This window comes from Centipeda noxia ATCC 43541 (assembly GCF_000160555.1).
Lineage (GTDB): Bacteria > Bacillota > Negativicutes > Selenomonadales > Selenomonadaceae > Centipeda > Centipeda noxia.
The window spans coordinates 190,413-213,606 of the sequence record NZ_GG749279.1 but is presented as its reverse complement, the minus strand read 5'-3'; the positions used below and the strand labels follow the sequence as shown (position 1 = coordinate 213,606).

The following is a 23,194-nucleotide window of genomic DNA, read 5'->3' as shown; positions in this document are numbered from 1 at the left end:
GAAAACACTTGTCCCCATACATCAGCCCCACTCCTTATTTCTTGCGTCCTCTCTTTGCCGTCGTCGGAATCTCCTGCACGGGCGGCGTATCGTCGTTCACATCGCCCTCATTCGGAGTATCCTGCACGGGCGGCGCAACCTCTTCCAACGCATCAAAATACGGAGGCACTTCCACCTCCGCAGGAAGATCAACAACCTCGTCTTTCTCATAGAGCCTGTTGCGAAACTGACAGGTCGTATTCACGCGATATCGCATTAGAGATTCACCGCCGTTCCAGAGCTCATGTACGCCGTAAGCTTACCGCCCGTCGGCGTAGTTCCTGCAATCACAAGGCGCACATAACGATTGCCCGTGCGAATCGGTGCATAGAACTGCGCGAGCGTCGCCGCCTTCTTCGTCTGGTTGATAGAGGTCGGCACAGTTACACTCATCTCAGTAACCGGCGAAGCAAACGCCGACGTCGCCGAGGACTGAACCGTGATCGTCTCCACCTTGCCCGACGTGACTGGCGCGGTAAGCTTAACGTCGATAAAAAGCGGATGTACGAACGCACCGCCGAGCCCGATGTCAAGCACCGAACTCGTAACGGATGCCGCCGTTGCAACGTCATTGCAAAAGATCAATTCGTTATCAATATAAGCCATAACCTATACTCCTTCCTTAGTCAATCTTGCTCTCAGTGTTCAGGATTGCATCGCAACGCAGAACCGGGACGCCCCAGAAATGCGTGATCTTCTTGCCGCCGAACTCGTCGATCGAGAGACGCACATTTGTCTTCTTGGACGCGAGGATGTCAAGATACGTCTGGACGGCGCGATTGCCGAAGAATGCCATCGTGCACTTGTCGGGATTCTCAATCTGGTTGTACGCACGAATGAGGTTTTCGACAAATGCATCTGCTTCCGTCCCTGCAAGCTTGCTCGTGTCAATGTTGGCAACACGCACAACATAGCGCGGGTCACGCACGCAGAGCCCCATATCCCAGTTGTACTGCGATTCGTAGCCGTAATACTTATTCCCTTCCTTATCGAACAGGGCTTGCCGACCGTTATCCTTATACCTAAATCCAGCACTCGTACCCTCAGGGAAAATGCCGTAGATAGTATCCATACTGTAGCCAACGAGCCACAGAGATGTCAGGGCACTTCCCGTGCCGCCCGCGTCGATGATCTGGTCTGCCCAAATCCGATCCTGTGTTGTCTTGCTGTAATAGTAGGAAGAAAGCCCCGTGAACTTCGCCGGGGTGACCTTTTCGTCTCCGTAGAAGAAGGTGGCCGCCATCTCCTGGTTCATTGCCTCCTGATGCGCAATGTTCTCAGAAAGACGCCATGCGTTGTCATTTCCGTTGATCTGCATCAACTTCTCATCAATCTGCGCAAGGGCCTCCATGCCACCGCACGTGAAGGATTCCATCTTGCTTTTGGAGTGGCTGGGCTTTACGCCCTTGTTGATGATACGCCATGCCACATCCGGAAGCTCTGCGCGAACCGGAGCCTCCTCCATTGTTTTTGTATTGCACTGCTTGAACGGCATCACGTCCAGAATACGGTTGGTTTTGCTCTGCAGTTCGATGATCTTCTGCTCCTTAAGCTGTCCCTGCGCACCGAAACGCGCCGCCCACTCATGCAAAGTTACGCAATCACTCATGTTTTGTTCCTCCAATTCTTAATACTTACTGTTCGCAAAAAGCACATCTGCTGCCGACGGCTGTGTCGCCGCCTTGCCGTCAGGCGCATTGTCCTCCTTCAGAAGATGACCGATGCGCTGCAAGAACGCCTGTACCGCCGGATGATACGCAGCACCGGATTCAATCAAGGCGTTCATGGCATCGCCGCCGCCGAACGTATCCACAGCGATCTTTGCCGCCGCAAGATTCTCGGGGGTATTGAGCCCCTGCTTAGCGCACTCATTCATCCACTGGTTCTTGATCTCTTCCGCCTGCCGCTGCTGCTCCATCACAATGTCTGCATGCATCTTGAGCAGGCTGTTTGCCTGCTCCTGCGTCATCCTTGCTTCCTTTGCGACGGCCGTAAACGCTTCTTTCTGCTCATCCGAGACTGTCAAACCTTCGGGAAGATTGAACTCATACACATCGGGAATAACAGGCTCCTCCTGCTGAAAGCCAAACGGATTTTCAGGGGGTGTTGCAGGAGGTGTGTCCTGCTGTCCACCCGGCGGATTCTGCGGCGGCGCAGCGGGTGTCTCCAGCGGCCGTGCGGGTGGTGTGCCCTCTCCTCCCTGCGGGTCAGTCGTCGTCATCTCGTCCATGTTCTAATTCCTCCATTCTTCTTTGATGCTCACGGCGCATGGCATATTCCAACGCAAGACCATCTGTTGATTCATTGCCGGATTTAATGCGGCGGATGCAGCGCAGGATTTCATCACCAACCGAACGCCGCCCGTTGGAGAATATGTCCTCACGCCCGTTTCCTGTGGTGTAGTGTTGATCTACGCCGCAGAGGTCAAGTACCTCCAAAACAAAACGACGCCCTTCCGGACGCCGCATAATGTTTTCGAGTGTATCTAAATCCATACATCAACCTCCCCCCAGAATGCTGCCAATCGTGTTTTCATTGACCGGCGTTTCGGAGAGAAGCCTTGCCGCCTCTACGCTGTCTCTCAGCGGCTTTGCCATCGCTGCCGCCTGCTGCATCTGCTGTTCCTGCTGCATCTGCTGCGCACGCTGCTGTCGCATCTTCTGCACATCCTGCTCATCACGCATGATTGTTTCAGGCGTGCCGGACATCTGCGCATGCTCGCGGATTGCCGCATCAAGATCAAGGTTGTCCATGATCTCAGGCGACGCACCCATGAGATTCCCTGCAATCGCAAGGGTTTTCTCCATTGCGTTTGTTCCAACTGCTTTCTGGGCCTGTGCAAGAAGCGAAATAAATTCCGCCTTGATACTCCCCTCCTGTCCCCTCAGTTCTTCCGGCAACGGTGGCAAAAGCCCGTTGCGGTAACAAATTTCAAACGCCCGCCGTGTGAGCGGTGCAAGAACCTCGTTGTGCATCTGCTCCAATACAGGAGAGAGCATCAAAAGTTTCTCCTCGTGCCGTTCCGCAACTTCGCGGGCAGTCATCTGCGGATTGTCCTGCTGTGCAAGCATCACAAAGAGGTCGTTGTAAAATGCCGCGCCGATCTGCTGCTGCTTGTACTGGATTGTCTGCATGACCTCTCCGCGATCACCTGTCGCCTCATAGAGCGGGCGAATCCCATTGATCATGCTATCCGGCACAAGTGTTTCTTTGCCCGGCAGACGGTTGACCTTGCCAACCGAGGACGGGACAATCAACGCGGGGTCGGAGCGATGCTCCAAAAGACGCATATTGATCTTCTCGATCTTCTGTAGCTGCATACAGTTTCCGAGCGCATTGTGTCCGGGTCCAACGCCGTAAATCCCGTTGGCGATCACCGTCCAGCGCGGCATCAGAAACGGGACTTCGTGATACCCGCTGACCTTCAAAAACACATCTGTCTGCGAATCCTCGAAATAGTAGGACTTGTACTTGAAGTTGAGCAGGGCATTTGAATCGGGGTTATAGTCGGCGTTCTTCTCGATGAGCATTGTCACAGGGAAATAGTCTTTGAGATTCTTCGCGCGATACGCATTGCGCACCGCATCACTCACAACATCCTCCCCAAACTCATCCACCATCTGCCACGCATTGAGTTTGAACTTTCGCGCAAACTGCACCACGCGCCCGCGTGCATCCACGTTGCCAGCATATTCACCGCAGGTGTAGGGACGTGCCCAAACGCCTGTGTTGAAGTCCTCCAGAAGAAGTGCTGCACCCGTGCCGAACTGCGTAAGCTCCGCCTCGATGTTGAGCAGCATGTTATAGATATTGCTCTTGGCATAGATTCCCATGAGCACATCTTGACACTCCTCAAGCCACAGCTTGACCGTGTGATACTCCGCGAGCTCCTTGTCCTGAAGTCCGAGTGCAAACCACGGACGAGACGGTGACGTAAGCCCCGAATGCAGCCCTGCTGCGCACTTCCCGCTCGCCTCCATTGGATATGGGTCAAGCAGGAAATAATCGCGGCGTCTGCCGTCCTGTGTCTTGTCCTCATCGTCAAAACGTCCGCGCGTCGGATTGATATACTTACTGAGTTGTTTCCATGTACTCTCGAACTGCGTACGCTCGGTCATCATCTGTGTAACAAGATTTTTCTTGCGGCGGATGGCATCGCTGTCGCGCAGCATCTCCTGTATTGCTTTTGGCATCTGTGCCATAGAGATCACTCACCCAGCAGAGCTTTTTTGATGTTGCTCATCATATCCGACATCCCGCCAAAAAGGCCACCCGTCTTGTCCGTTGACGCGCGACCTCTTGCTTTTGCAAGCTTATCGTGGATCGACTGACGCTCTCCCGCAGTTGCGCTGTCAATCGTCGCAGCAGCAGTAGAACCCGGCGCACTCTGTTTCACTGGCGGAGCACTGCCACCGCCTCCACTGCCGCCGAACAACTGCAAATCAAACTTCATACCACATTCCTCCTTTCAAGGGTCACATATCCGCAAACGGATCGTATTCTGCCGATGAGGCATCGTCTCCAATCCCTCCCGCAGACGGATTTATATAAACCGGTCGGGCGAACGTCAGAACAAACCCATCGGCAAGATCAGGGCTTTTCCCCGTCCGTTCCTTGAGTTTGTCTTTTGGCTCCAGAATGATGCGCCCAGTCGGATTGAACTTGTACTCTACCGTGGATAACTCTGTCTTGAGCTCCGCATTCTGCGGGATTGCGCCGCCCGCCTCAAGCCATGCGCGGCACTTAAAATACATCTCCGCGCGAATATTGGCGTAACGCGCCGCATCCATCGCCATCTCGCCGAAGTTGACCTCCGACACCTGATAGCGCAGCTGCCGCAGACGATCAATCACACCTGCACCCATCGCCCCCGCATCGATAAATGTCGCATGCGGATGATGCTGATTGATACAGTCAATCACACGGCTTGCAGTCTCCATCGTGGAAAGCCCCGTAAATGTGCGCACCTCTTTGAGCCATAGCCCTTGACGCACACAAAGAACGGTACGATCATCGCCGAACCGCGCTACATCCACGCCGAGGATCACAGGCTGTCCGAGTACATCATCATCCTTGAGCAGCCTGTTTGCGGCGGCCGTAACAAGGTCAATCGGGATAACCACATCAGATGCAGACGCCGTGAAGTCACATAAAAGCTCCTGCCGAATCTCCATCTCTGTCATCTGCGCCTGCATGTCCTTGAGCTCTTCGGCAGGAAGCACACCTGTCTCATCAGTCCTATAAATGCAAGAGTACCAACCCGCCGATTTCTCCGCGTGCTGGTACATCTCATAAAATTGATTCTGCCCCTTCGGCGTGCCAATAAATACCGCCCAGCCCTGCCGATCAGCAAGCGCAGGACGGATAACACCGCCCCAGAGTTCTGGCTTGATGTCTGCGTACTCGTCGAGGATAACACCGTCGAGGTAGATGCCGCGCAATGCGTCGGGATGATCTGCGCCGATGATATAGAGCCTTGCCCCCGGTGATCTTGCGTGCCGTGTCGGCAGTTCGATATAGAGCTCCGATTCATTCACTACTCGCCCCGGTATAGGGTTCGTGTAGTACTTGAGATACTCCCACGCCACACGCTTTGCCTGATTGCGATATGGTGCAACATAGGCGTATACAGGCGCTTTTTTGTCATTGAGTATCGCCTTACGTATCATCTCATTGACCGTGCCGACCGTCTTTCCGAATCGCCTGTGACAGACAAGCACCGCGAAACGATTCTTGGAGAGTGCAGGATGAATCGTGTCTTTCCAGATCGGACGCGGCGTGTACGGTATCACAATCTCGCTCATGTGCCGCCCTCCCATCGGAATGTCAAGGGGCCACCGTCTGTACCGCTCACCTGCGTTTTGTTGATGTATACCCCATCCATCTTGTTGAGCAAATCCATTGCTTTGAGACGATCCGGCTTTGCCGTCTCCTCATCACGGGCAAACTGCGTAAGTAATTCACGCCTTTCTGCCGCATCCATGATTTTGCTGGAAGCAAATTCTTTGCGAAGTTCAGCAATTCGGGCTTGGATATTAGCCTTTTTTAGCAATTTGGTAGCACAAACAGCAGCAGCTTTATCTGAATTGACCTTGTAACCCGCTTTCTTGTAGGCTTCCGCGTTGCTTCCACAACGTACAAATTCCACACAAAAATTCTCCTGCAGCTGCTGCATATACTCACCTCCTTACTTATAAAAAATCCGGATATTTTACATTTCACGAATACGAAGTATAAAAAATCGCAGAAATTTATATCTCGCACCAGCAATATGCATTATTGCTGTCAAAATTGCCATGTATAGATACAATCTCTGCATACAAAAAGGACACCGCGCAAGCAATGCCCTTGTGTTCAGTTTTCGATGATAGTATCATATCACATTTTCCATCGAAAAAAAGGAAGTAAAACGGAACAAAAACGGAAGTAAAATGTATGTTGAAGGTTCTTTATAAGTCATCTACGCCTTGATGTTATCCTTTTAGCTATTAGTTTTGTTAATAATTCCACAAACCAAACAAAACAACCTATTGATAACCCAGAAAAAGCTCTAACAAGGTCAGCTTTATTAAATATAATACATATGAAATAAGCTCCCCATCCAAAGGAAACACTCATTAATAACGGATACCATATTCGTGGATATTCAGAAAATAAATATTTAGATATTGTTACCATAAATGCCGAAATGGCCCCCACAAGTATATAGAAATTATCTTTAGAAAAAAGATATGCTCCAAAATTCAAGCATAATAAATAAATCGCCATAGAAAAAATTATTAGCAATATCCCTGTAATACATCTTTCGATATCTGATCTATTGTTTCTGTAACACATGAAAGAAAATATCACAGCAATAATCAAAACATATATCATTTTAATCCCCTCCAATATACAAGCTATATTCTATTATATCAAAATCCTATTTTCAATTGTGCAGGTGTCACAATAACTCCAAACAACATGAGCGCTACATCACGGAGAGCCTTCCCGCCTTTATCACGCACCCACTTCTCCGTATAGCTCAGCGCCTCAGCAATCTCTACCCACGACTGCCCGCGCATATACCGCTCCCGTAATAGCTCTATATCCGCATCATCCAGCGACTCAAAGGCTCGATCGATCGCGCGTATTGTGCGCTCTATTTCATCTCTGCGGATCCGCATATCAGCGATATGCCCCTCTAACTTAATGCGCCGTGCAGCAGCCGCCTCCGTAATCGTCAGTTCCCTTGTACCTCCACAGATACGGTCATCTCCGTATTGGATAGAGGATATGGATTCGTCACGCAAGATCATCTCCTGTGCCTCAATCTCCTCTGTGAGATTCGTGACGGCGACCTTCATCTTTGCATAGTTCTGCAAAAGCCGCTTTGTCTCCCTGATATAGTCGCCGTACTCTCTCACTCTGTTTCCTCCTGTCTACACACCAAAAGAGCGGTTATGTGCCGCTCTTTTTTCTTATACCGCCTGTGCTACACCGCGTTCCAAAAGTGCTCCTCGCAGCCGATCTCGAAAGAGCCGCTGCACATCTCGGTCTATCGGGTGGATCTCATTGTTCTCCTCCCAATGTGCCTCGATCTCACCAATCATATCTCGCAACTGCCAATCCTCAAACTCATCCACGCGCCGCAGGACGAGATCGGACACGAGAGACAGCGCATAGGATTGTCGGGGCAGAGCATAGCGAAAGGCGAAGCGGTCAATCGCAAGCGTAAACGAGGCGTAAGCCTTCCCGCTCTGCGTGTACTTTACATTCGGGTCTCGCGTGAGCCGTCCGATTCCTACAAAGTGATTCATTCGGATTCCTCCTCTACGGGCTTTCCTGTTTGCAGATCATACAGGACACCTTTTTTCGTGGCAGGAATATCTACCCAATACTTGATACCGCGTTCCTTTGCCCACTGTACGAATGTAGCCGTGAGCATATCACCCAGTTCCTTTTTGTCTTTTTCGGACGCGTCATCAAGATACCCCTCATAGCATCCTGCGCACTCATCATCACACGCCTCTTGCAAATTGTCGATCACGCTGTCATACCAGACACGCGGCACATACTCTTCTGTTTCGGTGATGTAGACAATCAATGCATCAGGTTCGCGCTCTCGCGCCGCCGCAAGAGCCTCCGCAACGCTTGCAAATCCCGTCCAATACCCCTCCCCGTAAAGGTCGTAGATGTAGGCGTATTTCTTATTCATGTTCTTTGCTCCTTCATCTCGTTTTCCGCGTAGATAAGTGTCATATTTCCCGTTTTTGGTTGATATTCAGCAACTTCAACCAGATTTTTGCGATACATCCGCTGTGCTGATCTGATCTTCGCTCCACTTGAAGATCAATACCCCATGAGGTTTCAGTACACGCATACACTCCTCGAATCCCCGGCGCAGGTCATCCTGCCACGTACTATCGAGGACACCGTACTTGATGCCGAGCCATGAACTCTTTCCAGCTCTGCACAGGTGCGGTGGATCAAATACAACAAGCCGGAAGCTCCCGTCGGGAAATGGAATCTCTCGAAAGTCCGCGATCAGATCGGGCTTGACCTCGAATCGGCGCCCATCACATAGCGTCTTTGCAAAGCTGCGATTGTCCATAAACACGGCTGCCGGATGCTCGCGGTCAAACCAGAACATTTTGGATCCGCAGCAAGCGTCAAGTATCTGTTTCACGGCTCTCCTCTATCTCACGTAAATAATGTTTGGATAACTCCTCGTGATAATGCTTGCTCTTGTGTGCGTGAATCACATCATCATCAAGTGTAGTGCAAAACGCCATCATCAAGCGCATACTCGCGTTGATGATATGCGGTTCAGTCCTATCCCCCATTCGGTAGAGGTTGATGTGACGCATAGCACGGGAAAGGTGTTCGTCCGATGGGATGGTTCGCCACGTTTCACCCGGATGTTTTGCTGCTCCCTTTGTCAGTCCCTTGGCAATTTCATCCAGCCACGATGCCGAAATGTAGCGGTATTCGTTCTGTTCCTCGTCCTGCGGATATTTCTGTTCTGCCATTTTTCTCATGCCTCCTTCGTCTCTTCAACAATCCGTCGAATCACATAATCCGCGCACGGCTGCGCCATGCCGTTTCCGAGTGCCTTGTAGCGGGCTGTGTCGCTACCGCCATCGGTGTATCCGTCCTCTAGTCCCTGCAACCGTTCGCATTCGGTTGGTGTGAGGCGGCGCACGATGGAGTATGATAGCGCGAGGTTTTCGCTGCCCCCGCCATATGCGCCCCCCGATGCACGCAGAGTTGCGACTTTTCCCGCTTCGTATTCGCTATAGGACTTCGCTCCGTAGATTTCTGCGACCGCATGACGGTCAACTGTGTTCAGCGTGTATGCTGTCTCTACAAGTACGCCCTTCCCGTTACCGCCGTTCTCTATCTTGCGGTCAATGGTATTTCCTGCGATGCAGTAAGCGTTTACCACGGGGACTTGATTCCCGCCTGTTCCCATACGCGCGTTGAGCGTCGGGACAATGCCATCTTTGACGGGACGCATGACCTCATCCGCGTGCGTCATGTCGTAGACTGCGACGTGCATTTCTTTCCCTGCAAGCAGGGTCGGGGCGAGTTCTTTTGCATAGCCGATGTTTCCCGCAGAGGGAGCAGCTTTCCCGATAAAACCTGCCGTCTTAATAACAACAGCGGGAATATGGGCGGTAGCGCACAGTGGATGACATGGATCTCCGTATTGTGGGCGATTGCCATTCAGAGGGGATGTGATTTGTGTTGTGTCAAATGGCATCACAGCATCGCTTGACGTTCGAGCGCAATCCGCAGTTCCTCCGGCAGTTCCTTTCCTCTCTTCTGTGCTCTCCGCAGTATCCCCAGACACGCCCTCGGACTCAAATAGTATTTCTCCGGCACGTCTTCCATCGGCTGCAAAATCCGCGACAAGGAAGATTCTACGGCGACGTTGGGGGACTCCCCAATATTGAGCGTCGAGGACGCGCCATGCAATGTCACACTTAGGCAGTTCTGCCAGTCCTGCGTTCGCCCATTTCCCATTTGAAGGCATTGGAATCTCGATCTGTCCGATTTCTTCAAGCACGGCTCTAAAATCAGCGCCCTTGTTGCTCGAGAATGCTCCAGGCACGTTCTCCCAGACAAAGAAACGAGGATACCGCCCCCCCGTGCGTATTCGCATTCTTCGAACAAGCTCAACTGCTGTTCGGAATAAGCCACTGCGTTCACCATCCAGCCCCTTTCTTTTCCCGGCAATACTCAAATCTTGACATGGACTGCCCGCGCAGATGATGTCCACAGGATCTATCTCGTCTGGGTCAATCTGCGTAATGTCCCCGAACTGCTTCACGTTCGGGAAATGCCGCGCCGTCACAGAGCACGGAAACGGCTCAATCTCACTTGCCCATACAGGTGTTACCCCTGCATGACGCGCCGCAAGGAGCCATCCGCCGATTCCGTCAAACAAGCTACCGAGCGTCATCACCGTACCTCCCTAAAAACAATATCTGTCTCCCGCATCATGTGGAGAAAGAGCTTCTTTCGCAGCTGATAGTCCCGCGTCCGCACACCCTTGACCTCGATCACCTCGCGCCGGCCATCATCATACTCGACGAGGAAATCCGGTGTATAGGTGATTGGTTTCTGCGGCTTGCCTTGGTTGTCCCGGAACCCCTCAAGCAAGGTGTACGTTGGCTGACACTCAAGGTGCTTGATCTCGCCGAGTCTCAGTTTCTCGCGGAGCATCATATACCACTCCGCCTCGCGCTTGCTGTCAAAGGTGCGCCTATAGACCGTTGTCTTGCGTGCGTTGTACTTGTTTGGCTTCCTGCGTGTATGCAGAATCATCGGTCATACTCCTCGAAATAGAATTTGACGGGTCTGCCTGTGAGCCGAATCAAACCGTGTGCAAGAGCAAGGCGGAACGTCAACAATTTTTCGAGCCGCCCGATGATAAGTCCCAGCTGTTCACGCAAGCCCTCAACACTCATCGTGGACTTGTAGAAATTGCACGAGCGGCACGCGGGGCGGTAGTTTTCGATCTCATCCGCGCCGCCGAGTTTGACGGATTGCACATGATCGACCTGCATGTCCTTGATGTCGATCTCCTTACCACAATACGCGCAGTGCCCGTCGTACATCTCATAGACCTCACGGCGCATATCCTTCGGCACAGCTTTCCGGCGTCGCTCCCCTGCGGTCTCCTGTTTTTGTGCCCGCATCACATTCCCAATCGCCTCCCGCGCCGTCGGGTCAGGCTTCTTGCAGGGATGATACTCATCCATGTTCTTCACCTCCGATAATCTTCAAATCGTTCACAGCTTCGAAAGATGATCTTGTTGTTCGTCCACCGTTGCAGCTGCCTTGTTTCTTTCGGCGCGTGCGGCTTGTCGTAGATCATAACGTATGGGTCATAGCCATTCTCTCTCAACCAGTACACCCGCCGTAAATCCTCCGCGTGCGTGCTCCAATAGTTTGTGAGGACGTACACCTTACGCTTGCGGTAGTCCGTCACCGTCGATTTCTCCGCGAACATCCGAAGCATACGAGGAACGATCTCATCACGCGGATTGTCCCATGCGAAATGGAGCATTTTGACTTTGCACACATTCAGCAGGTCGATATTCTCCGCCGTGAGGAGCCGCGCGTCTATCCCTTGTGTAAAGTCCACCCACGCGCCACTCTCTGTAAGCTGTCCGAGGAGTTCCATGTGCTCCGATGCTGCAAGCAAATTCGGGTCAAGCAGCTTGATTGTCTTCTCACCGCTCCAAAACTCGCTCAGGTCTGCCACTTTGCGGCTCTCCCTCCCCTCTTTCCCTGCGACAATGCAGAAGGGACACGCCCTTGGACATCCTCGTGTAAGGAATCCGTAGGCGGTCGCTGTGTCACCGTAGAGGGCATAATCGGGATAGACGTGCTCAATCTCGTGAGGCAAAGTGATCGCATGAGATATTCCCGTCCCTCCGACCTCTGCACCGATGTCCTCAAGCCGCTGCGCTGTCTCAGCGTTTGCCGTGAATACGCACGCAGCATAGAGCTTGTCATAGCCGCCGAACAGATCACCGCCGAGCAGAACGTCTTCGGGGCGCAGCAGACGAACACTGTCACCTTGCTGTTTGTGCCACGCCGATAGTTTCATGAGCACTATATTTGGGAACTTTGTCCCGTCCACATCGATCAACCCGACACGCATTCAGAAATACCCGCGCGCCTTGTTCTTCTCGTTGATTCGCTTTTGAAGCTCACCGCGCATCTCCTCGTCATAGCCGAGCGCGGCAAGCCACGACGTGCAGACCGTGATGATATCCGTGAGTTTTTCGGCGAGAGCCTCTTCATCCGCACGCTCTATACAATCAAAGAACTGATCCATGTATATCACATCTCTAACGACATCATACATGTGCTTGCCCAGTTCCTTTGCCCACGCCTCACCATCCACAACGTCAAACATGTTGCACGGCTGCGGCTTTGTCATGTCAATCTCTGCCATCTCAGCACGCTCCTTTCATGCGCCAGTCGGCGCCCTTGATCTCTACCCTCTCGCACATCCCGTAGATACGGGACATGATGCGCTGCCCCTGCATATCGTCAATCACGTTGCCGTCCCTGTCCACCGTTGCCATGTGCGCGATGATCTGTGTCGGGCTGTAATTACTTGTGACAACCGTCTGCAAGCGCTCGTTGTACCTGTAGTTGACGATGCAAAAGAGCTGCTCGCCGACCCACTCGCTCATCTTCTCGCTCCCGAGGTCATCCAAAACCAAGAAGGGCGTCTCCTTGACCGCCTGAACCGTCTCCGAAGTACTGCCGTCCTTGAACGAGCCGCGAATATCTGCCATCAGATCAGGCACGGAAGCAAAGAGCACAGGATGCCCCGCCCTTGCCCGCTCATTGGCAATGATCGCCGCAAGTTTGGTCTTGCCTGTGCCACGGACACCGTGGATGAACAGACCGCCAATCTCCCCCGCGATCATGAGGTGTGCCGCAGCTACCGCGCCCTTGTTGCCGTCCATGATGTCATAATCCGCGAACGTGTCTCCCTCGTATGCCCGAGGAATCCGCGCAGAGGCAAAGAGCCGCGCAATCCGCATACGCTCCCGCCGATTGCGCTCATGCTTGCAGGGACGGAGAGCATGGCAGAATCGCCCATAGGACGTGTCCACGACCGGAATCATCCCCCGTGACGGCTGCTTGCAGCTCTCACCGTTGCACCCCCGACAGAGATCTTGCGCTGCCTCGATGTCCGCGATCTCATCCCGATGCCGCTGTATCTCCTCCGTCGTTAGGTCGTACTTCCCACGGAGGGGTATAGTTTTTGTCGGCCTCGATGAAATCTTGATACCGGCTTGCATCAACCGCTGGACGATTGCTCCTGCCTGTTCCACTGCTCTTCACTCCTTTCCGAGGTGCCTTGAATCCCTCACGCTTCCACCGCTCGAGAATCGCTGTGATATAACGCAGATTTCGTGCGTTGGATAACGCCGCCTCCTTGATCGCCTCTGTCACCCAGAGAGCACTGTATTCGTCCGTGAGGTCAACAAGAGCGTCCTGCTCGATCTTCCCTGCGACGGGGTGGATGTTATTCTCGAACACCTGCACCACCTCTGCGAGAGAGTTGCCCTCCTCGCGCGCGCGCGTTGCAGCTGCTGCAGTCTTGTCTTGTCTAGCAGTCTTGTCTTGTCTTATTAATGTCTCACATACTGTCTCAGTATCTGTCTCACATACTGTCTCAGTATCTGTCTCACATACTGTCTCAGTATCTGTCTCACATACTGTCGCAACAGGGGTAGTCAATTTATACAAGGTTGTCTTTTTGCCGGCCGTCTTGAAATCAATCCACCCGAGCTGCTTCAACCTATTCTTTGCTTTTGTGATGGTATTCACGCTTCCGACGTTGGTCATATCTTGCAAGCGACGATCAGAGCACCCGAACCACTCCTGAAACAACAGGTCATTGTCAATGCTCAGCAGCATTGTATAAACCGCTATTTCGATGGAGCCGATTCGATCGTCCGCCGATGCAGCTCTCGCAAACATTCTGAACCGATCAATCAGCGTCAACACACCATTCACCTCGCTTTTCTATGGTCTAGGGAGCTTGCTCCACACAATCACATCATCATTCAGCATCTCAGAAATTTCTTCAAAGTCCCACATGACAGCGCGAGTATCATCTAAACTTGAGACAAAATCTGCATCACAGCAAATCATAACTTCATTCTCTCTTGCCCCTTGAGCATTCACAATAAGTTCTAGAGTTGCGATTGCGCCATCATATTTGGATACACCTATCTCCTTCTGATAGATTTCAAGTCCCTTGGAATTTTTATATCCCAATGGTTTAAATCCATACTCTCTCAGCCGTTCCAAGTCTTTAACGATAAACAATATCTTTACCTCCTATTCTTCCACAATCGGTACACATCCGCGATCCGCTCGTCAATCTTCACCGGCTCAAGGATGTACCTCCTTAGAAAATCCTCCCGCCCTACTGCATGTATCTCCGTATGATGCTCCCTGCAAAGAGGCAGCGCCCGCATACCAATGTGGCATATTTCCTTGCGATTGCGTCCCATACCCACCGCATCGACGTGATGCAGTTCCGCTTTCCTCCCACACACCGCGCACCGCTTGTTCATGAGGCACGCCCACACATAGCGTGGGATATCCTCTGAGAGCTGATACAACGGCTCTCCCACGTCCACGCCGTGAAGCAGACAGAAGTCGATGAGATACGTAATAAACAGCCGGGCCGTCGTCATGTCACAGTTCGAGAGTGAGAATGACCTTCGCAGCGTTTCCGCCTCACCGATGAACATGAGCTTTAGTATTTCCTTCATGCATTCCAGCGGGGTATATCCCCACCATGCAGCGATGTAGGAGATCAGCACATAGGCTTTCTTACGCTGGTCTGCACTGATACGCCGCTTGTCCACGAATTCGACGCTAACACTCTCATGACAGCCATAGAGCTTATCTATGCGCTCCGGGAAGGGGACGAAGATATTAATACCTCTGTCCGTCTCCCCGACAACGCTGCCAACCAGAATCATTTGATCTCGCCCGTCTCCGGGTCAACGTTATCTGGCGCATCCTTTGCCGCACTCATAAACTTGTTTGGCTTCGGCGAATCTTCAGTGGGTGTGTCCTCGACTTCAACGGCTTCAGCATCGATGTAGTCCGTCTCGTCCGCCTCACTGACCATATCCGCTGCGATCGATGTCTTGATGGTCTCGTCGGCGCTCAGCGTACGCGCGAACTCGGTCTTGATCGGTGCGTATTTGAGGCACGCCTTGAGAACGGTCTTTTTTGCCATCTCGTCAAAGTTTGTCGTCCACGGAGATGTATAGCCCTTCTTGTACGCGAAACTGTACTTTTGCGCGAAAGTCTCTACTTCAGCGCGACTCATGACATGGAATCCATATCCGTCGCTCTTGGTCTTGAACATAGCGTAGTAGTGCGTCACCGCACCTTTCTCTCCCGTTGCCGGAATGTGTTTGAGTTTCGGTTCAAGCCCGAACTCATACTCAAATGTATCGTTTTCGTAGACTTCGTGCGCCTGGATGATGACGACCTCACCGCTCCGATACGCAAGGTCGAGAAGCCCTTTGTAACCGAGCTGGAATTGGCACTCCATTGTCCCGTGGTTTTTATACGGGATAAGATACGCCTGTCCGAGCGGTGTATTCGGCTCAACGCCCAGCTGCGCCGCCTGCATCATCGCTCCGAGAAAACTGGCCGGCGTACACTCACGCAGTGTTGGATTCGTGCTGAGTGCCGTGAGCACCATGCGCGTGAAGCGTTCGGGAGTAAGGACGGAGGGCAGTGCTTTCGCGATCTGCCCCTCCATCGAAATGATGAGGTCTTTGATTGACTTCTGCTGCTGTGCCGCTACGGTCTTCTGTTCCTGCGCTTTCTGGATTGCGCCGCCTTTTACACTTGCCATGATAGATTTCTCCCTTCTTTATCTGTCAGCTGATCCGCAGTACTCGGGTTGGCTTGCCCTGCTTGGCATACTTGGCGTAGATTTCCGGCTCCTTTTCTTTGAGTGCCTTACTGTCGATGGTTGTGCGCCCCGCCTGTGCCTTCCATGAGACTTTGTAATCTCCCGCATATCCGAGCTCGTAGCTCCCCATCATCTTGCGGAGCTGATTCTTATAGAACTCGCTGTTGTTTTCGAGGTCATTTTTCGCATCCTCGATTTTACGGATTTGCTCGATGATCCCCACTGCCATGCCTGGAAGCGTTAACGGCTCAGCGATGCCGCCCTGAAACTCTGCGACGAGGGCATCCTTGCAGCTCTCGCTTCCGTCCACCTCCGGCATGATGCCCTCCTGCACCTTATGCCAGAACTCAGTCTCTGCTTGGAACAGGAGATCAATCTCTTTGTCATTGCGTGGAATCTCCTTCCACACGAACCTATTCCCGCCGATGAGCACCGCGATGTACCACCGCTCGCAGCCCGTGACCATCATGTAGTGCTGACATTGCACATAGTAGGCGGCGGGGACTTCGTCGTCCTCCCACTCCTTCGCCGCGAAGCCGTTGCAAGTCTTGCACTCAAGGCCCGCGTTCTCGCCGACGACCATACGGTCGACGCTTGCTATGATGTATGGACAACCATCCATCTGCAAGAGCCCGCGCCGCTGCACCTTCTTTCCTGTCAGCTCGCAGAATCGTTTTGCGACCGCCTCCTCGAGCACCTTGCCCCAGTAGACGTATTCGTTCTCAGAGAGATCATCCGGCTCTGCCTTGCCTGTCTTTTCAAGCCAGAGCTGAAAGGGCGACTTCCAGCGGTTGAGACCAACGATGGCAGCGGCATCGCTGCCGCCAATTCCTGTGCTCCGTGCTTCAAGCCACTTCTTCTCGTCCGTCATCTCTGCGACGGACATAATCAGCTTAGCCATCACTCCTCCTCATCCATCTCATACGCCGCCGCCGAGAATCCCTGCTCATCGAAGTCGAAAAGCTCGAGCATCTTGCTACGCTCCATATCCTCGACGATCTCCTCTGCCTCCTCCTCAGATGAGGCTGTTACCTCGACAGCCCCCTCAATACGGAAATTTACCCTGTATCTCATGTTTGCTATTCCTCCTCATCCGTGATATACTCACGGTGTAAATCTTATTTCTCTGCGCTCAGAGCGGTTGCCGCCGCCTCGGGCGCTTTTTCTTTTGCCGCCGCCTCCATCAGCTCTGCGATTTCATGTAATGTGACAGCAGCACGTTTTACGAGTTCATGCGAGTGCACATCTTCTATCTGTTTAGCAGTTCTGATGATGCCCTTAACCGCCATGAGGATAATATCTTCAGCATATCCGTTCATTTGCACACTTCCTTCCTCTTGTCCACGAACTTCACGTCCCGCCCGAGGACAATCTTCGCCAGCTTCTCCCACATCTCAGCGGGTGAGCCAGTTCCGGGCTCGCTCACGAGAGTGAGCTTGTGCCTCGGCTTGCGAGGTTTTCGCGTCTTCTTAACCTCCTTCATATTTTCTCCTTTGCCCGTCTATAACGGAATCCGTTAGTTCATCATCCAAAAAAACAGTGCTATCCACCCCCAACGAATCTCCTATTTTCTTCATTCGTTCGACGTCAAGCCGGACATCACCGTTCTCAATATAACGGTAGCCTTGGAGGCTCATCCCCAAAGCTTTCGCTACATGAGTTTTAGTAACGCCTTTTGCGCGACGAATACGACCAATATTTTCGTTCACAGACACTATATCACCTCCTTAAACACAGTCCACTGTTCATATAATACTAACGGATTCCGTTATTGTCAAGTTGTTTTTAAATTTTTATCTCAAATTCGGTTAGTTTTTATAACAGAATCCGTTATATATGCTATAATTAAGTAAAATATTTTTCGGAGGTGAAACCATGAACATCAGCGAAAGGATTAAATATTACCGTAAAGAAAACGGCCTCACGCAGAAAGAACTTGGGTTTAAGATCAACAAGTCCCCTCAAGTTATCTCCAACTGGGAGCGTGGCTATACTACAACAATTAATCAAGATGATATTGTTGTCCTGTCCGGAGTTTTCGGTATCCCTGTCGAAGAATTAATTAAGGAAAATTCATCTTCTCCAGCTCGCCCACGCCCCCACATGGATTCCCGCACGCGTCGTCAGCTCGAAAAGATTCTTGAAGACGACGAACTTACATATAACGGCGTAGTGCTAAACGCAGAGGACAAAGAAAGAGTAAGGAAAGCACTTGAGCTTGCCTTCTGGGATATCAAAGAGAAGAATCGGCATAAAAAATAAGGGAACGAGAGAGAAATGTAGGGAGGTGTGTTTGTTGTCTCTGAACATCCCTTTACGAGTGAGAAACCTTGTCGATCGGTATGATACTTCAGACCCATATCGGCTGGCAAAAGAACTTAATTGCGTCGTTCTTTTTTCTGATCTTCCTATGACCGTTAATGGGTTCTGGAAACGAATCTTGCGTCGCAAGCTGATTATGATCAATGAAAATCTTGCAGAATGGCAGCAATCGGCAGTACTTTGCCATGAGCTTGGTCATGTCGTTTGCCACCCTGGATATGCTGCATTCTCCATGCATATCATTTCTTTTTCCAGCAGTAGGATAGAGGATGAGGCAAACGAATTTGCCGAGTGTCTCATGTCCTATCGTTACGATTTAGGCGAATATTATGTAAGTCGTTTTCTCGCTGAGGGCTGGCATCCTTAGTTTTTTGGATTAAGTTATGTAGGGGTTAATTAGGGAGGTAATCACCATGAAAAAGTTAGTACTTTTCTTTGTTATTACTATCTTTGTCATGCTCTCAGCAAACGTTGGATATGCGGAGGCTACATGGGAGAAACTGTCGGAAACCGAAAAATCCACAATCTATTTCAATCTCGATGATATTCATTATGAGTTAAAGAACGATCCAATGGAACATTCTAAAAAAACGGTGGATACTACAAAAATTACATATTGGGAAAAGGAAGTGTTCACTAAAGAGGGGGCAGAAGAATATGCCAAACGTGTTGGTGATAGCCGATTTAATGAGTTAGACTATGCTCTTACATTGCAAACATATGATATTATCCAAAACACAGTGACTTATCGTCGATTTATATACTACAACCAACGTGGAGATATTCTCAATGATGACAAAATCAATATGGTAATCAAGATAACACCTGATTCACGAGGAACCGTTGTTGCTTATGGTATTTCCTTTTATGCGGAGTTATTCCATGACAAATTGGTTCACAACTCCAGATTTTATGATTTTAGCCCCAATATATGACTAGGAAAATTTCATCATGGATAAAACCAATAAAATCTGCCTTTACATCGCTTCGCTCTCTCTGCTATCCTCTATCATCCTCGGCTTTATCACCTATCAGCAGCAAAACTATATCAAGTCCCTCCATGAGATCGTTCAAAAGAACAACACGCCCTCAAAAAAACTCCTGAAGAAAGTGGATAGCATGGAATCCTCAATCAGCGATCTAGAGAGCAACCTCCTAGATCTCGAGGGGAAGACCGACGATCTCGATGACAGAGTTGCAAACCTAGAGGATAATGTCGACAGTGTAGATTCTTCTGTAACGGCAAGCAGCTTTGATCTAGAGAGAAAAGTCAACCTCCTAGAATCAGACCTATACAATCTGCGTAAGCAGTTAAACAAAAGGTGATGTCAGACTTCTACATCATTATCTAAGGGAGGAAGAAAATGAACCTATTACGCATCTCCATTATGTTATTGCTCGTTTTGCTGAACGCCAGTGTTATATCAGCAGAGCAGTCACAACAAAAGGAGCAAGTTGAGTATTCGTTCATAACGATAAAGGAATACTTAAAAGCTCCAGAAGCCGTGCAGGTAATTGATGTCCGTTCCGAGCAGAGCAGAGCGCGGAGTAAGAAAGAAGTCCCCGGAGAGATATGGATTAACCCATACAAGAAGAAACCTCTTGATGACTTCATTGCTGAGCAAGATAAAGCAAAGGCTTACATGATCTTTTGCTCATGCCCCGATGACGGTTATTCTATTCGTGCAGCGCAGATTCTATTTCAAAATGGGTTTACGAACGTCAAGGTCTTAAAAGACGCCGCAAAACATATTGAAAAAGGTCGCCTGCCGATGGTAGATATGAAGGGAGAGAAAGAATAATGAAATGCATCTCTATTCTCACAACATTGCTTGTGGCGCTGTTATCCCATACAGTATTTGCCGCAGTCCCACAAGCAGAAGAAGGATCTATTGCAAACTTCGTCCTTGCCTCTGAAGCGGCACCACCGGAGCTTGGCTCCATTGTCGGCACCTATAACCATCGCATGATATACCTCAAACGTGGTTGCTGCAGTCACCACAAAGGTGTATGTGGATGCGAGAACGGACGGACGAAGTGCTGCGACGGAACCTTCAGCCCCACTTGTGGATGTTAACCCATGATTGATTTGCTTGGAGCAAGCGCAGGACAAACACTCCTGTTCTTGCTCCTTTCCACGATCATCACAGTCACGCTCAAAAAAGCGGGCGTACTCAATCACCTCTATCGCCTAAAAATGCTCGTTACATACACGCTGATCTCCTGTGTTGGAAACATCTTGATACCCATAGAGACATGGCATATTGTCTTGGTTGGCATAACCGTGGTGCTACTGACTGGCGTTCTCCTATCGCTTCTGTTTTATCTCTATGTCTTGACTCGATCAAGGAATGTATAACTAGGAAAAATCGGCTGTTTTTTCCTAGTTATTTTTCTAAGTAGGAAAATATCGCTATTTCTTCCCAGTGCACTAAGAACCAAAATCATATGTTTTATGGACTTAACAAGAATTAACTCCACAGATTTCCTCTTTTATGGACGTAATTTGAGACGGAGCACGCATCATGAACTTCACCAATCAAATTCAAGAAGCCGCAGTATATTGCCGTGTCTCAACAGACGATCAGGCGGAACGAGGAACAATCGAATCACAGATCGAGTACGCCAATAAGTACTGTGATCTCAACGGCATCCGCATCGTCAAAATTTACAAAGATGACGGAATCACAGGAACGCTCCCGATCGAAGAGCGTCCAGCTGGAACAGAGCTACTCTCAGACGCAAAAGAGGGGCTTTTCTCTACCCTCCTTGTGTTCAAGCTAGACCGTCTCGGCCGTGTAACTCGCATAATCATCAATGCAATATATGAACTTGAGCAATACGGCGTAAAGCTAAAGTCTATGACAGAGCCGTTTGATACAAGCGACCCATCTGGTCGCTTTTTGTTGACGATTCTCGCTGGAGTCGCAGACTTAGAGCGCAGCAATATCTTGCAACGCATGCAGCTGGGAACAAACCGAGCCGCTGCGGCCGGCAAATGGTTAGGCGGGATTGTCCCCTACGGATACATTGTCAACGGTGATCGGTTCCTTGAAGTCAACGAAACAGAGATTCCGGGAACAGGGATGTCCGAGGCGGATGTTATCCGTCTGATCTTCCATCTGATCGCCGAAGAAAAAATGTCGTCGATAGCAGTAGCGCACCGCCTTAATAGTCTAGGAATCCCGCCTTCCTATGTACTTCGTGGAATAAAAGGAAAGCGACACAATCATACGCGCGGTATTTGGTTCACGGGACGCGTCCTGTGTATCGCAAAAAACACAACGTATTACGGCGTGCATCGGTACGGCAAACGTTCTCCACACGGGAGAGAACTGATTGAACGTGAAGTACCCGCCATCGTCTCAAAGGAAATATGGGATGAGGCGCAGGAGGTGATGCACAACAATCAGCTCACTGCAATGCGTAACGCGAAAACGAAATACTTGTTGCGCGGGCTTATTAAGTGTGCGGCATGTGGCAGCACCTATGTCGGAGTCAACGACAAGGGCACAAGATATTACACATGCAACGGAAAGCGCATGTATAAAAAACTGGGGAGAGAAAAATGTACCGCCTTAGCTGTCAATATGGACTGGGTTGAAAGTGAAGTATGGGAAGATTGTATGCAGTACATCAACAATCCCAACATGGTTGTCGAAGCGATAGCGGCAAACCGAGGCAAGGCCACAGAATCAGCCAAGCAAATACACCTGTTAGAGATGCAGCTCGCAGAATGTGAGAACGAACGCGAGCGCGTTATGGACGTGTACCGTGCAAAACTGATTACATTTGAAGAGGTAGAAAAGCAGCTTAGAAAAGTCGCAGACAAGAAAAGCACGGTACAATTTGAACTATCCGCACTGAAAAGCCGTGGCGAAGCATCGGCGACATTCGACCAACAGGAGACTACATTGGAGATTTTAAACGAAATAAAAAAAAAGCTAACAGATTCATCCACTGTTAGCCTCGATCTCAAGTTTGAGATTTTCCACACACTCATAAAAAAGATAACTGCCATCTCTACGGAGGACGGTTTAACGCTCAAAGTTCATTATGTTTTTGGAGAATCACCCGTATCTGTTAATCGCACGGTCAAGGATTCATTGCCGCTACCAAAATGATACTAGAGGGAAAGGTCAGCGTCGCATTCGCACGCGATACCGTAATCTGGCGATCCTCAATCGGCTCGCGCAGCACCTCGAGCGTCTTCTTGCTGAACTCCGGCAGCTCATCGAGAAAGAGCACGCCGTGATGCGCGAGTGTCACCTCGCCCGGGCGCGGGATGCTCCCGCCGCCGATCATCGCCACCGTCGAGGATGTATGATGCGGACTGCGGAAGGGGCGCGTCGTCACAAGCCCTGTATCCTTTCCGAGCAGCCCCGAGATGCTGTAAATCTTCGTGATCTCGATGGCTTCTTCCTTCGTCAGCTCCGGCAGAATCGAAGGCATCCGACGTGCCAGCATCGTCTTGCCCGAACCGGGTACGCCGACCATTAGGACGTTATGCCCTCCCGCCGCTGCAATCTCAAGCGCACGCTTCGCCTGATACTGTCCCTGCACATCCGCAAAGTCATCGGTGAAGGCTGCATCCGTTTTCTGCTCTGTCGAGTGTGGCACAGCAGGAGTCAACTTCTCCGTGCCCGCCAGATGACGCACAAGCTGCGCCAGATTCTCGACCGCATAGACCTTCAGTCCGTCAATAAGAAGTGCCTCATCTGCATTGGACGGTGCAACGTAAAACTCTGTGAGACCATGTTCCCGCGCCGTAATCGCCATCGGGAGAATGCCGCTGATCGGACGGCAGTTTCCATCGAGAGAAAGTTCCGCAGAGAAAAGCGCATTCTGCACTGCCGCCTCTGG

Annotated in this window: 36 protein-coding genes and 1 pseudogene; 6 read left to right on the top strand and 31 right to left on the bottom strand. The window is 50.8% G+C overall.

The window, feature by feature from the left end; all coding sequences use genetic code 11:
- Positions 1 to 34: 34 nt before the first annotated feature.
- The 30 genes and pseudogenes from HMPREF7545_RS02525 to HMPREF7545_RS02390 all read right to left on the bottom strand — a co-directional run bounded on the left by HMPREF7545_RS02525 (position 35) and on the right by HMPREF7545_RS02390 (position 17,724).
- Positions 35 to 256, bottom strand: coding sequence for a hypothetical protein (locus tag HMPREF7545_RS02525; RefSeq protein ID WP_006694108.1), 222 nt, complete (start codon positions 254 to 256; stop codon positions 35 to 37).
- On the bottom strand, positions 256 to 645 hold the full coding sequence (locus tag HMPREF7545_RS02520) for a hypothetical protein (RefSeq protein ID WP_006694107.1): 390 nt from the start codon (positions 643 to 645) through the stop codon (positions 256 to 258). Before HMPREF7545_RS02520 ends, HMPREF7545_RS02525 begins: the two co-directional genes overlap by 1 nt.
- A 16-nt stretch (positions 646 to 661) precedes the next feature.
- Positions 662 to 1,648, bottom strand: coding sequence for a major capsid protein (locus HMPREF7545_RS02515; RefSeq protein ID WP_006694106.1), 987 nt, complete (start codon positions 1,646 to 1,648; stop codon positions 662 to 664).
- A gap of 18 nt (positions 1,649 to 1,666) precedes the next feature.
- Positions 1,667 to 2,269 carry a hypothetical protein gene (locus HMPREF7545_RS02510; protein ID WP_006694105.1) on the bottom strand — a complete coding sequence of 201 codons (603 nt, stop codon included), beginning with the start codon at positions 2,267 to 2,269 and terminating at the stop codon, positions 1,667 to 1,669.
- Complete coding sequence (locus tag HMPREF7545_RS02505) at positions 2,247 to 2,534, bottom strand: Bbp19 family protein (RefSeq protein WP_006694104.1); 288 nt, start codon at positions 2,532 to 2,534, stop codon at positions 2,247 to 2,249. Before HMPREF7545_RS02505 ends, HMPREF7545_RS02510 begins: the two co-directional genes overlap by 23 nt.
- A gap of 3 nt (positions 2,535 to 2,537) precedes the next feature.
- A complete protein-coding gene (locus HMPREF7545_RS02500; protein ID WP_006694103.1) occupies positions 2,538 to 4,241 on the bottom strand; it encodes a portal protein in 1,704 nt (567 codons plus the stop codon).
- Positions 4,242 to 4,246: 5 nt separating this feature from the next.
- The gene (locus HMPREF7545_RS02495) at positions 4,247 to 4,492 is read right to left on the bottom strand and encodes a hypothetical protein (RefSeq protein WP_006694102.1); all 246 of its coding nucleotides are present in this window, start codon (positions 4,490 to 4,492) and stop codon (positions 4,247 to 4,249) included.
- Positions 4,493 to 4,514: 22 nt separating this feature from the next.
- Positions 4,515 to 5,843 (bottom strand): terminase large subunit domain-containing protein, encoded by a 1,329-nt coding sequence (locus HMPREF7545_RS09935; protein WP_006694101.1) that lies wholly within the window; start codon positions 5,841 to 5,843, stop codon positions 4,515 to 4,517.
- Entirely contained in the window at positions 5,840 to 6,214 is a 375-nt protein-coding gene (locus HMPREF7545_RS02485) for a terminase small subunit (protein ID WP_006694100.1), read from the bottom strand. The genes HMPREF7545_RS09935 and HMPREF7545_RS02485 overlap by 4 nt, the downstream gene beginning before the upstream one ends.
- A 281-nt stretch (positions 6,215 to 6,495) precedes the next feature.
- Positions 6,496 to 6,915, bottom strand: a complete 420-nt coding sequence (locus tag HMPREF7545_RS10225; protein WP_169303777.1) for a hypothetical protein — start codon at positions 6,913 to 6,915, stop codon at positions 6,496 to 6,498.
- Between the two features lie 38 nt (positions 6,916 to 6,953).
- Positions 6,954 to 7,445, bottom strand: a complete 492-nt coding sequence (locus HMPREF7545_RS02480; protein WP_006694099.1) for a hypothetical protein — start codon at positions 7,443 to 7,445, stop codon at positions 6,954 to 6,956.
- A 291-nt stretch (positions 7,446 to 7,736) separates the two neighbouring features.
- Positions 7,737 to 7,838, bottom strand: a pseudogene (locus HMPREF7545_RS10020) (single-stranded DNA-binding protein); the annotation flags it as partial.
- Positions 7,835 to 8,236 carry a hypothetical protein gene (locus tag HMPREF7545_RS02470; RefSeq protein WP_006694097.1) on the bottom strand — a complete coding sequence of 134 codons (402 nt, stop codon included), beginning with the start codon at positions 8,234 to 8,236 and terminating at the stop codon, positions 7,835 to 7,837. The pseudogene HMPREF7545_RS10020 and the gene HMPREF7545_RS02470, both read right to left, overlap by 4 nt.
- A 75-nt stretch (positions 8,237 to 8,311) precedes the next feature.
- Positions 8,312 to 8,707 carry a class I SAM-dependent methyltransferase gene (locus HMPREF7545_RS02465; protein ID WP_248681274.1) on the bottom strand — a complete coding sequence of 132 codons (396 nt, stop codon included), beginning with the start codon at positions 8,705 to 8,707 and terminating at the stop codon, positions 8,312 to 8,314.
- Positions 8,691 to 9,050: a dATP/dGTP diphosphohydrolase domain-containing protein gene (locus HMPREF7545_RS02460; protein ID WP_248681273.1), complete on the bottom strand. Its 360-nt coding sequence runs from the start codon at positions 9,048 to 9,050 to the stop codon at positions 8,691 to 8,693. Before HMPREF7545_RS02460 ends, HMPREF7545_RS02465 begins: the two co-directional genes overlap by 17 nt.
- 5 nt (positions 9,051 to 9,055) lie before the next feature.
- Complete coding sequence (locus HMPREF7545_RS10360; protein ID WP_006694094.1) at positions 9,056 to 10,486, bottom strand: DNA cytosine methyltransferase; 1,431 nt, start codon at positions 10,484 to 10,486, stop codon at positions 9,056 to 9,058.
- Entirely contained in the window at positions 10,486 to 10,851 is a 366-nt protein-coding gene (locus HMPREF7545_RS02450; protein ID WP_006694093.1) for a DUF1064 domain-containing protein, read from the bottom strand. The genes HMPREF7545_RS10360 and HMPREF7545_RS02450 overlap by 1 nt, the downstream gene beginning before the upstream one ends.
- The gene (locus tag HMPREF7545_RS02445; protein ID WP_211204978.1) at positions 10,848 to 11,288 is read right to left on the bottom strand and encodes an HNH endonuclease; all 441 of its coding nucleotides are present in this window, start codon (positions 11,286 to 11,288) and stop codon (positions 10,848 to 10,850) included. Before HMPREF7545_RS02445 ends, HMPREF7545_RS02450 begins: the two co-directional genes overlap by 4 nt.
- Before the next feature lie 5 nt (positions 11,289 to 11,293).
- Positions 11,294 to 12,196, bottom strand: coding sequence for a radical SAM protein (locus HMPREF7545_RS02440; protein ID WP_006694091.1), 903 nt, complete (start codon positions 12,194 to 12,196; stop codon positions 11,294 to 11,296).
- Complete coding sequence (locus HMPREF7545_RS02435; protein ID WP_006694090.1) at positions 12,197 to 12,493, bottom strand: hypothetical protein; 297 nt, start codon at positions 12,491 to 12,493, stop codon at positions 12,197 to 12,199.
- A 1-nt stretch (position 12,494) separates the two neighbouring features.
- Positions 12,495 to 13,166, bottom strand: coding sequence for an ATP-binding protein (locus HMPREF7545_RS02430; RefSeq protein WP_248681272.1), 672 nt, complete (start codon positions 13,164 to 13,166; stop codon positions 12,495 to 12,497).
- An 88-nt stretch (positions 13,167 to 13,254) separates the two neighbouring features.
- The gene (locus tag HMPREF7545_RS09930; protein ID WP_169303776.1) at positions 13,255 to 13,887 is read right to left on the bottom strand and encodes a DnaD domain-containing protein; all 633 of its coding nucleotides are present in this window, start codon (positions 13,885 to 13,887) and stop codon (positions 13,255 to 13,257) included.
- 198 nt (positions 13,888 to 14,085) lie between these two features.
- On the bottom strand, positions 14,086 to 14,391 hold the full coding sequence (locus HMPREF7545_RS02415) for a hypothetical protein (protein WP_006694087.1): 306 nt from the start codon (positions 14,389 to 14,391) through the stop codon (positions 14,086 to 14,088).
- A gap of 5 nt (positions 14,392 to 14,396) precedes the next feature.
- Positions 14,397 to 15,056: a putative HNHc nuclease gene (locus HMPREF7545_RS02410; protein WP_006694086.1), complete on the bottom strand. Its 660-nt coding sequence runs from the start codon at positions 15,054 to 15,056 to the stop codon at positions 14,397 to 14,399.
- A complete protein-coding gene (locus HMPREF7545_RS02405; RefSeq protein ID WP_006694085.1) occupies positions 15,053 to 15,949 on the bottom strand; it encodes a recombinase RecT in 897 nt (298 codons plus the stop codon). Before HMPREF7545_RS02405 ends, HMPREF7545_RS02410 begins: the two co-directional genes overlap by 4 nt.
- A gap of 25 nt (positions 15,950 to 15,974) precedes the next feature.
- Positions 15,975 to 16,910, bottom strand: a complete 936-nt coding sequence (locus HMPREF7545_RS02400; RefSeq protein WP_006694084.1) for a YqaJ viral recombinase family nuclease — start codon at positions 16,908 to 16,910, stop codon at positions 15,975 to 15,977.
- A complete protein-coding gene (locus HMPREF7545_RS10135; RefSeq protein ID WP_006694083.1) occupies positions 16,910 to 17,083 on the bottom strand; it encodes a hypothetical protein in 174 nt (57 codons plus the stop codon). Before HMPREF7545_RS10135 ends, HMPREF7545_RS02400 begins: the two co-directional genes overlap by 1 nt.
- 44 nt (positions 17,084 to 17,127) lie before the next feature.
- Positions 17,128 to 17,328, bottom strand: a complete 201-nt coding sequence (locus HMPREF7545_RS02395) for a hypothetical protein (RefSeq protein ID WP_006694082.1) — start codon at positions 17,326 to 17,328, stop codon at positions 17,128 to 17,130.
- Positions 17,325 to 17,492, bottom strand: a complete 168-nt coding sequence (locus HMPREF7545_RS10130) for a hypothetical protein (RefSeq protein WP_006694081.1) — start codon at positions 17,490 to 17,492, stop codon at positions 17,325 to 17,327. The genes HMPREF7545_RS02395 and HMPREF7545_RS10130 overlap by 4 nt, the downstream gene beginning before the upstream one ends.
- Positions 17,479 to 17,724 carry a helix-turn-helix domain-containing protein gene (locus HMPREF7545_RS02390; RefSeq protein WP_211204977.1) on the bottom strand — a complete coding sequence of 82 codons (246 nt, stop codon included), beginning with the start codon at positions 17,722 to 17,724 and terminating at the stop codon, positions 17,479 to 17,481. The genes HMPREF7545_RS10130 and HMPREF7545_RS02390 overlap by 14 nt, the downstream gene beginning before the upstream one ends.
- A gap of 160 nt (positions 17,725 to 17,884) precedes the next feature.
- Between HMPREF7545_RS02390 and HMPREF7545_RS02385 the strand changes: the two genes are divergently transcribed.
- The 6 genes from HMPREF7545_RS02385 to HMPREF7545_RS02355 all read left to right on the top strand — a co-directional run bounded on the left by HMPREF7545_RS02385 (position 17,885) and on the right by HMPREF7545_RS02355 (position 22,455).
- Entirely contained in the window at positions 17,885 to 18,271 is a 387-nt protein-coding gene (locus HMPREF7545_RS02385; RefSeq protein WP_006694079.1) for a helix-turn-helix domain-containing protein, read from the top strand.
- 34 nt (positions 18,272 to 18,305) lie between these two features.
- The gene (locus tag HMPREF7545_RS10015; RefSeq protein ID WP_081443563.1) at positions 18,306 to 18,698 is read left to right on the top strand and encodes an ImmA/IrrE family metallo-endopeptidase; all 393 of its coding nucleotides are present in this window, start codon (positions 18,306 to 18,308) and stop codon (positions 18,696 to 18,698) included.
- 46 nt (positions 18,699 to 18,744) lie between these two features.
- Positions 18,745 to 19,266 (top strand): hypothetical protein, encoded by a 522-nt coding sequence (locus tag HMPREF7545_RS02375; protein ID WP_006694077.1) that lies wholly within the window; start codon positions 18,745 to 18,747, stop codon positions 19,264 to 19,266.
- 16 nt (positions 19,267 to 19,282) lie between these two features.
- Positions 19,283 to 19,657, top strand: a complete 375-nt coding sequence (locus HMPREF7545_RS02370) for a hypothetical protein (RefSeq protein ID WP_006694076.1) — start codon at positions 19,283 to 19,285, stop codon at positions 19,655 to 19,657.
- A gap of 38 nt (positions 19,658 to 19,695) precedes the next feature.
- Positions 19,696 to 20,133, top strand: a complete 438-nt coding sequence (locus tag HMPREF7545_RS02365) for a rhodanese-like domain-containing protein (protein WP_006694075.1) — start codon at positions 19,696 to 19,698, stop codon at positions 20,131 to 20,133.
- Between the two features lie 723 nt (positions 20,134 to 20,856).
- Positions 20,857 to 22,455: a recombinase family protein gene (locus HMPREF7545_RS02355; protein ID WP_006694073.1), complete on the top strand. Its 1,599-nt coding sequence runs from the start codon at positions 20,857 to 20,859 to the stop codon at positions 22,453 to 22,455.
- On the opposite strand, the gene HMPREF7545_RS02350 is transcribed toward HMPREF7545_RS02355, so the two are convergent.
- Positions 22,427 to 23,194: YifB family Mg chelatase-like AAA ATPase (locus HMPREF7545_RS02350; RefSeq protein WP_006694072.1), on the bottom strand; the 768-nt coding region annotated here is incomplete at its 5' end. The genes HMPREF7545_RS02355 and HMPREF7545_RS02350 overlap by 29 nt on opposite strands.